Annotated in this window: 5 protein-coding genes and 1 pseudogene; all 6 read right to left on the minus strand. The window is 37.8% G+C overall.

Annotation, left to right across the window (positions count from 1 at the left end; genetic code table 11):
- A pseudogene (locus A6M55_RS17260) lies at positions 1-212 on the minus strand (glycoside hydrolase family 88 protein); the annotation flags it as partial.
- 164 nt (positions 213-376) lie between these two features.
- The gene (locus A6M55_RS01485; RefSeq protein WP_064196224.1) at positions 377-1,729 is read right to left on the minus strand and encodes a glycoside hydrolase family 105 protein; all 1,353 of its coding nucleotides are present in this window, start codon (positions 1,727-1,729) and stop codon (positions 377-379) included.
- Positions 1,730-1,740: 11 nt separating this feature from the next.
- Entirely contained in the window at positions 1,741-2,055 is a 315-nt protein-coding gene (rhaM, locus tag A6M55_RS01490; RefSeq protein ID WP_064196225.1) for an L-rhamnose mutarotase, read from the minus strand.
- Between the two features lie 191 nt (positions 2,056-2,246).
- Positions 2,247-4,376, minus strand: a complete 2,130-nt coding sequence (locus A6M55_RS01495) for a hypothetical protein (protein ID WP_064196226.1) — start codon at positions 4,374-4,376, stop codon at positions 2,247-2,249.
- 148 nt (positions 4,377-4,524) lie between these two features.
- A complete protein-coding gene (locus tag A6M55_RS01500) occupies positions 4,525-5,457 on the minus strand; it encodes a glycoside hydrolase family 43 protein (RefSeq protein WP_064196227.1) in 933 nt (310 codons plus the stop codon).
- A 223-nt stretch (positions 5,458-5,680) separates the two neighbouring features.
- Positions 5,681-8,074 (minus strand): glycosyl hydrolase family 95 catalytic domain-containing protein, encoded by a 2,394-nt coding sequence (locus tag A6M55_RS01505; protein ID WP_064196228.1) that lies wholly within the window; start codon positions 8,072-8,074, stop codon positions 5,681-5,683.
- Positions 8,075-8,437: the final 363 nt, after the last annotated feature.

Consider the following 8,437-nt stretch of genomic DNA (forward strand, 5'->3'; position numbering starts at 1 on the left):
TCTCCCGTGCGATACCACACTTTTTCGAGAGCTTTTAGCATTAAACCTTGCTCATAGTCCCAACCTGCGGGTTTCCCTTCTTTTACCGCAATCGAATCTTTATGGCGACTCATAAACGATTCTGCCATCCAGACGGAGTATGTTTGCCCCCAAACTCCCAAAGGCAAGTTAAGAGCAAGTAATAAATAGAAAAATAGCTTTTTAGTGTTCATATTTGATTGAAATTTTGAATTCTTTGTTGAATAGAGATATAACTTACACAAAATCTTAAAAATTGGTGGCTGAGCGTTGTCGGAACCTCAATTTTGGGCGTTTCGGCTATGCTCAACGACCTCAAATGACAGTTTTAGCCATTTTATATAAGTCGCAAGAAAAATTATTTGGTCAACATTATCGCACTATCATTCAATGCAAACTTGTATTTTTTTATAAGATTAATGATTTCTGCACCCGCAAAAATTGCTGGGCCATAGCCATGTGCTGCATACACGTTGACAGGGCGATAGTAATAAAATGCTGGTTCGAAGCTCATACCTGTACCTACACATACACCTTCTACTTGTCCTTTTTCGGTAACTTTGGTTGCTACCGCATTCCAGCCCAATAGTGCCATTGGGCCATAAGTTGCAGCATCGAGCCAACCTTCGTTAATTCCTTTCGCAATACAATAGGTATAGATGGCAGTTGCTGAGGTTTCTAAATAGGAGTCATTTTTATCTAATAATTGATGCCAAAAACCTGTACCTGTTTGGTAAGATGCCAAGCCCTTTGCATGAGCTTTGTATAAAGCTAAAATTTCGGCACGACCTTTATAATCTTTCGGGAGAATATCTAATACTTCAACCATTGTCAAGATTGCCCAACCATTAGCTCTTCCCCAGTGAAATTCGGGATGAGTTTCCATGCTTTCTACCCAACCGTGCATAAAGATGCCTAAATCTTTATTGAACATTCGCTTAGAAAAAAGTTGAATTTGTTTTACGGCATCATCATAATATTTGGTATTACCCGTAAGTTTTCCCATTTGTGCTAAGGCTGGTACGCCCATAAACATATCATCTAGCCAAAGCGTATTTTTTAGAGGACGATTGCGTGCCAATGTTCCATCAGCCAAACGATATTCCTTTGTGAAAATATAGTTGAGATAATTATCAATCAATGGACGAACATTCTCTTTCACCAAACCATCACGCATGGCTTTTATCATTGAAACCGACATAGCTCCGCAATCATCTAAGGCATGAGGGGCAATGATTTGGCGAAGTGGCATACCTGAACTAACAGGAAATTTAGCTTTGATAATTGGTGTAAGTTCAGCCAAGAAATTGAGGCGTTGCGTTGTATATTGTGCAAAACGAGGGTCGCCAGTGGCCTTACTTGCTGCTAACATCGCCGCATAAGTTACACCCCATTCGTAGCTTGTCAGACTAAAATCTCCACGATAAACGGTTGCGTTTGTGTCAATCTTAGTATAATCCTTGATTTCTTCCTTGGTTACTTTATTAATTACCTTCGTTGGTGTAGCCGCCTCTAAATACGTGTGAATACGATTTAATACTTGGGTAACATCTTCTACTTTTGGACTTCCATAAGGGGTTGGATAATCAGGTTTGGCTGTATGCAGAGCCTCTGAATGTAAGGTAGAAGCAGGTGCTTGAACTTGTGCAAAAACCAAATTCGATAAAAAATATGCCGCTATAATGAGCGATTTTTGAAGTAATTTAAACATTAGGGTATTAATTAAGCTAAATAAAAAACATCTTTTAGATCAATACTGATAGGGGAATTGTCGGGGTTAGTATTCATAATGTCGGCCATGTATGCCCACCAACGCTTCGTGACGGGGTTATGAGGAATTTGATTGAATTTTTCTAAATCTTCAACCTTTAGTGTGCCGAACAAAATATGAGTTTCTTCATCTAAAAAAATCGAATAGTCGCTTACGGTGGCATCTTTCAAGACCTGACTGAGTTCTGGCCATAATTCATCATGGCGTCGTTTGTATTCTTCTGCTTGTCCAGCATGAAGTTTCATTTTAAATCCTAAGCGGTGCATATTTTTAATGAATGAATTTGAAATTTATTTTTATTTAATTGCCGTCTGCTTAAGTTGGCGGTTAGTATTGAAATGAAACAGACTTACTTTTTAGCTATATCGGAACGCCTAAGCGACCCATTTGTTTCTATTTATTATCCGTCTGCTTTAGCTGACGGTAATGAAATTATCACATCAGATCATTTTTTACCTTAAAAAAACTTCTGCATACCTTCCCATTTGACTTTCCAAGTACCATCTTTCGGGAAACCTGGGGTTTGCGTTTGGCAGCCATCATAGCCAGCACACATCAACGCAACAGCAGTAAGTAAACCTCCATTCCCTGGTAAATAAAGTCTCAAACGGCCATCTTGAAAATTATGACCATTGGCTAAGTAAGTATTTGTTCTAATTGGCATCATTAAGCCATCAATCGCCTTTTGGGGCATATCTAAGCGAGTGGCTGTCATTGAAACCATTGGAAAATCCCAGCCCCATGTGTCTTGCCAGTCCCAAAGCTCCCAAACTTTCTCGAAAGTTCGTTTCATGGTAGCTTTGTCAAGCATAGGTGTTTCGGGCAACATTCCGAGTGTACAAAGCACCGCTGGGTGGTCGGTCAAATACTTCGGATTGGTATATGAATCTTGGGCATTTTCGGTGGCTAGATAAACACCATTTTTTTGTGGCAATGGCGAAAGATTGTCGATAACATGTTGCCACTTTTCACTGGGCTTCATGCCGAGACGTTTACGCCAATTTTGGGCAATAGTCAAAGTTTGATACCAATAATTCAGCTCATAAGTTGGATTGAAAGTATCTTCAGGTTTAAAGCGTTCTTGGGCTGAAATAATCCCTTTTCCTAAAATATATTTTCCTTTTTGTTTATCGAAATCAGCAAACGATGTCATAAAATCGGCTGTTTCAAAAACTAATTGTTTGTATTTTTCTAAGGTCTGCTTGTTTGGTTTTTGTCGGTAAACCAATTCTACGAAAGTAATGATATGTGGTTGCTGCCAAATAAGGTATGAACCTACCGACGAAGATGTTTCTCCGCCATTATTATCAGTCATTTTTGGCCATCTTGCCCCTTCAAAACCTTGTCTTTTAGCGATTATTCGAGCAGTTGGTAAGGCTTTATTATACCAAGCAAGGCTTTTTTCGAGTAAATCAACTCTTCCCCATAGTGCAAAATGAACACCGTGCCACCAGTGCATTTCGAGGTGAGGTTTACCAAACCAAGAATTATAGGTGAGGCCAGTTTCTTGTGGTGGTGCCGAACCCGCACATTGTAATTTTGTAAGATATTCAGAAAGGATAATTTGACGTTCGAGTTCATTGGCTCGTGGGTCGGTGCTGCCAGCTAAATCAATTGCTCCACCCGACTGCCAAAATTGTTTCCAACCTAAAACACTACTGTTCATCACATTTCCAAAACTACTTGAGATAGGTGTTTTTTTCTCCGAAAACTCACAAGTAAAACCTAGAATTTCTGAGTTTTTAGAAGGTTCGAGTAAAAAATAATGGGCTTGGCTTTCGCTTATTTTGCCTGCGTTTGTCCAAGCCAAGTGAACAAAATATTGGTTTTTATCTAAAGTATGATTGATACTTGCACGAGTATTCGAAGAAGCAATGATTTTTGATAAATGTTTGTCAGCATTTACCCAATTATTACCCGCATCAATAAATTTATCCGTTGGATAGGGTAGGCGTAAACGAATCTTAATCTGACCAGTTTTGAGTAAAATCGACTGTATTTTAGCGGTAATTATATCATTTTTTGCATCGCAATAGGTCAACACATCTACGCTTGTACCTTCGAAAGTAAAGTGGCTTTTTATCTCGCCCGTGTAAGGGTTTAATGTTTGATTTATGTTTTGAATATCGGAAGGACTCGCCAAAGAATGGTCTTTTTTATATAACTCCAAACCGACGTTTCCCAATTGTAAACGATGTGGGTTTTGACGAATAAAATCAGAAGCTTCTTTTTTACGTTTGGGTTCGTTCCACTGAGCTGCATACAGTACTTTACGGCCGTGGGATTCGAGGTCTTTAAAGGTTTCTTCTATTTTATAATTACCAGTATTCGGAAAACTATGCCATCCCCATTCTGACTGCGTTCCGAGCGGCACGCCATTGGCATAATAATCAGGGAAAGTTTGTAGACCAGTGGCATCAACAGTAAAGGCAAACTTTCCATTTCCGATTGATAATGAGGCAAGTGTGTCAATTTTATTAATCTTAACAATGTGTCGCTCAACCACAGCTTTTCTATCAATTTTTTGGGCAAAAATTGGTAGTGAAAAGCATAGTAGCGTCAATGTTTTAAATAAATAATTTGTCATGGTTTTGATAGGATATTCTATCCTCAAAATTAGCCTCACTTGTTAATGTTTCTTTCCTGTACTTACACGTGAAAAAATATTGTTTTTTTTATATGACTAATTCTTGAAAGTATAGTTCTCCAAAAAAGCTCTTGGCGTTCTAAAAAAATTATTTCTTTAAGCCCTCAAAAACCTCCTCTGAAACCTTTAAAACTGTTCCGTGGCGTAAGCCTTTCGGAAAACTTACTTGCTCAGAAATATCCTCCCAGTTTTTCATATCTTTTGAGCGGATGGCTCCATATTTATGGTCTCGGTATTTATCAAAATAAACATACACATATTCGCCAATGCGAATAGAGGTTGGCCCTTCTGCCCAATAATTTCCAGTAATAGGGTCAGAAACCTTATTGACATCAAATACACTTGGTTTATCAGATTTAATGATGCGGATATTCTTTTGTGGTGGATTTGGATTTTCGTTCTTAATAAACATAAAGTAGCTCTTTCCATCTTTCAGAATGGTGGCGTCAATCGCACTAAAATCTGGATTAAAATAAAGTTTGGTAGGACTGAAAGTTTTAAAATCAGTTGTTTCGGTTGCATAAATTCGATGGTTCCAACCTTTTTCTCTTTCAGAATCGGCTATATCTCCGTGTCGGCCCGGAATCGTTGTTGCCCAAAAAATAAGATAATTTTTCTTTTTATCATCATAGAAAACTTCTGGAGCCCAAGAGTTTTTGGCAGTAGGCTCGTGTTCCATAACTGGAATAGCCTTTTGTTCTGACCAATTGATTAAATCTTTCGAAGAAGCATAGCCTATAATTTGGTCATGCCAACCACTTGTCCAAACCATGTGAAAAGTACCATCGTTGGCTTGAATAATGCAGGGGTCTCGCATGAGTTTATCTTTGCCTACTGCTGGAGTTAAGAAAGATTTTCCCTCCTTGAGACTTGTCCAGTTTTGTCCATCTTTACTATAAGCAAAGTGCAAACCATCTTGACCATTATCGGTGAAGTAAGAAAACAAGTAAACGTCTTTTTGTGCGAAAGTAAGATGATTGATAAAAAGTAGAAGTAATCCTACAATTTTTGATGGATTCATGATTAATCGGGTTGAGAAATTTAAGGTCTAATGCCTTTAAAATTAGCCCGATTTTTGTAGTAAACCAATAAAATTTAGTGCTTATTTTACGCAAACGTTGTCGGGAACGTTCCCGAAAGAAAATTTCTGAAATGGTTTTTGTAGAGTGAAATTTTCGAAAGAAGAAAAATATTATTAGAAAATAAGTTTGGTGAGTTTTGTTACTCACCAAACTTATAGAGACCTACCAATTTATAGTCAGTTTTTCGCCTGCTTTAAGAGAAATATTCTTTGTTTTTTCGCCTGAAATGAGTTTTGTATTACCCCCTTTTTTAGATGAAATGGTTACCTTTTTTAACAACTTATTATCCCATTCCAACGAAAGCTCAAAACCTCCGCGTGCACAGATGCCTTCTACCGAACCACTTGACCAAGCGTCGGGTAGGGCGGGGAGTAAGCGGATTTCCTGTTCATCTGATTGCACCAACATTTCAGCAAAAGCGGCAGCTCCACCAAAATTTCCATCAATTTGGAAGGGTGGGTGAGCATCGAATAGATTCGGGTAAGTACCGCCACCACGAGCATAATTTGTTTTCACGCCATCGGGCTCAACGTAATTCAATAATTCACGAATCATTTTGTAAGCATGATTGCCATCCCATAATCTTGCCCAAAGATTTATTCTCCAGCCTTTACTCCAACCAGTAGTTTCATCTCCTTTAATTTCGAGCGTACGACGACAGGCATTGGCCAAATCAGGTGTTTGGTTTGGAGTAATGTGATTACCCGGAAAAAGACCAAATAAATGCGATTGGTGGCGATGTTTTGGTTCGGCATCTTCCCAATCATAATACCATTCTTGTAAATTTCCTTTCTTTCCAATTTGATAAGGGTAAAGTTTTGCCAAGGCTGTTTCGAGTTTAGTTCTAAAATTAGCATCAGTGTTTAATATTTTTGATGCTTTGATAGTTTGAATAAAACATTCTCGAATCATAGCTAAGTCGGCACTTCCACCATACATAGTTGCTCCTTTATAGCCATCGGGTGCAATATAAATATTCTCAGGTGATGTTGATGGCGAGGTGATTAACTTACCATTTTTGTCTTCAACCATCCATTCCAAACAAAATTGTGCAGCTCCACGCATGAGTGGATAAGCCTCGTTTTTCAAGAAATTCTGGTCTTTTGTAAAAATATAATGCTCCCAAAGGTGCGTACTAAGCCATGTACCTCCCATATTCCAGTTTGCCCAACCTGGGTCGCCTTCGCCAAAAGCCCCTACTGGATTACTCATTGCCCATATATCGGAATTATGAGCAACCACCCAACCATTGGCTCCGTAGAATGTTTTGGCTGTGATGGCACCAGTTTTAGCAACATTTTTGATGAAGCCTAGAAGTGGAGCATGCATTTCACTTAAATTGGTATTTTCGGCTAACCAATAATTTTCTTCCGCATTGATATTGGTTGTGTAATTGCTGCTCCAAGGTGGACGTATATAAGGATTCCATATACCCTGTAAATTAGCTGGTACACCCATCGTGCGAGAACTGCTGATGAGTAGATATCGTCCATATTGAAAATATAAAACCTCTAAATTTTTATCTTCTTCACCTTTGGCATAACGTCTGAGGCGGTCATCGGTTGGAAGATTTGGAGCGGTGGTTTTTCCTAAATCTAATGAAACTCGATTGAAAAACTTTTGGTAATCAAGTAGGTGCGATTGGCGAATCTGTTCGTATGTTTTAGCATAAGCTTTAGCTAAACTTGTAGCGGCAATTGCCTGATTATTAAGTCCCTGTGTAGCAGGATTTTTATCAAAACCATTGAAACTTGTAGCAATAGAAACATATACAATGGCTTCAGAGGCATTTTTGATACCCAAAGTGGTATCGGTACTTACGATTGCACCATCTGTATTTTTAATTTTGGCTAAAGTAGTAAATCTTATACCCTTATTTTCATCGAAAATCACAGGATTGTCGCTACGACGATAGTTTGGTTCTGCATGAATAGGGGCGTAGCCATTGATTTTCAGGGTTTTATCATTAACAATTGTTTTGTATTTCAATAAACTATTAAATTTTACATCGAAAGATAAAGCCCCCTTTTTACTACTTGTAAGCTTAATGACCATAATTTGGTCAGGATACGAAACAAAGTATTCTCGCGTATATTTTACGCCATCGACTTCGTAAGTAACTTTAGAAATTGCTTTTGATATATCTAATTCACGGTAGTAGTTAGTATAATTCGTAGCCTTATCATTGGTGAGATACATCGTACCAAGTGGAGCATAAGATTCCGAAAATTTTCCTTGAAGCTTTTTATTGAGTTGGTCGGCGAGTTTATAGTTTTCGTTGCGAAGGGCTTCGCGAATGGCTGGAAGATGCTTATACGCCTCAGGATTCATATTGGCATTTACTGGTTCGCCTGACCAAAGGGTAGCATCGTTTAAATAAATTTTATCAGATTCTACTCCGCCAAATACCGTTGCCCCAAGTTTTCCATTTCCTAAAACAAGTGTTTCTTCAAAATACTGGGCAGGTTGTTTATACCAAAGTGTGTTGGTTGATTGTGCAAAAGATTTGCAGGAGAGCATAATCATTAGTAATGCTCCGAAAGTTTTTCTTATCATAGTTTTGAAATAAAACGATAGGGTGAATGAACCGTAAATATAAGGAAACAAATTTAAAGATAGATTTGAGCGAAATATTTTATGAAATAGATTAAAGAATATTTGAAAAATAGGGGTTTCAAATGGGAGTATTATGAATAGTGAAATCGTTAGATATATACAAATGTAGATATTTGTTAAAGAATGTTAATTCAAAAAAAATATCTTAGTAAATGTGCAACTTTGTATCACACTTTTGCATCTTATATAAGTAATCCATTCAGGTTACCATTTATCATAAGTTTCAACCGTTTATACTGAAATTTGTAAAATAAAAGGTACTATGTATTGCATAATACTAAATAAAACACATATCTTTGTATT

It is taken from the genome of Emticicia sp. MM (assembly GCF_001649495.1).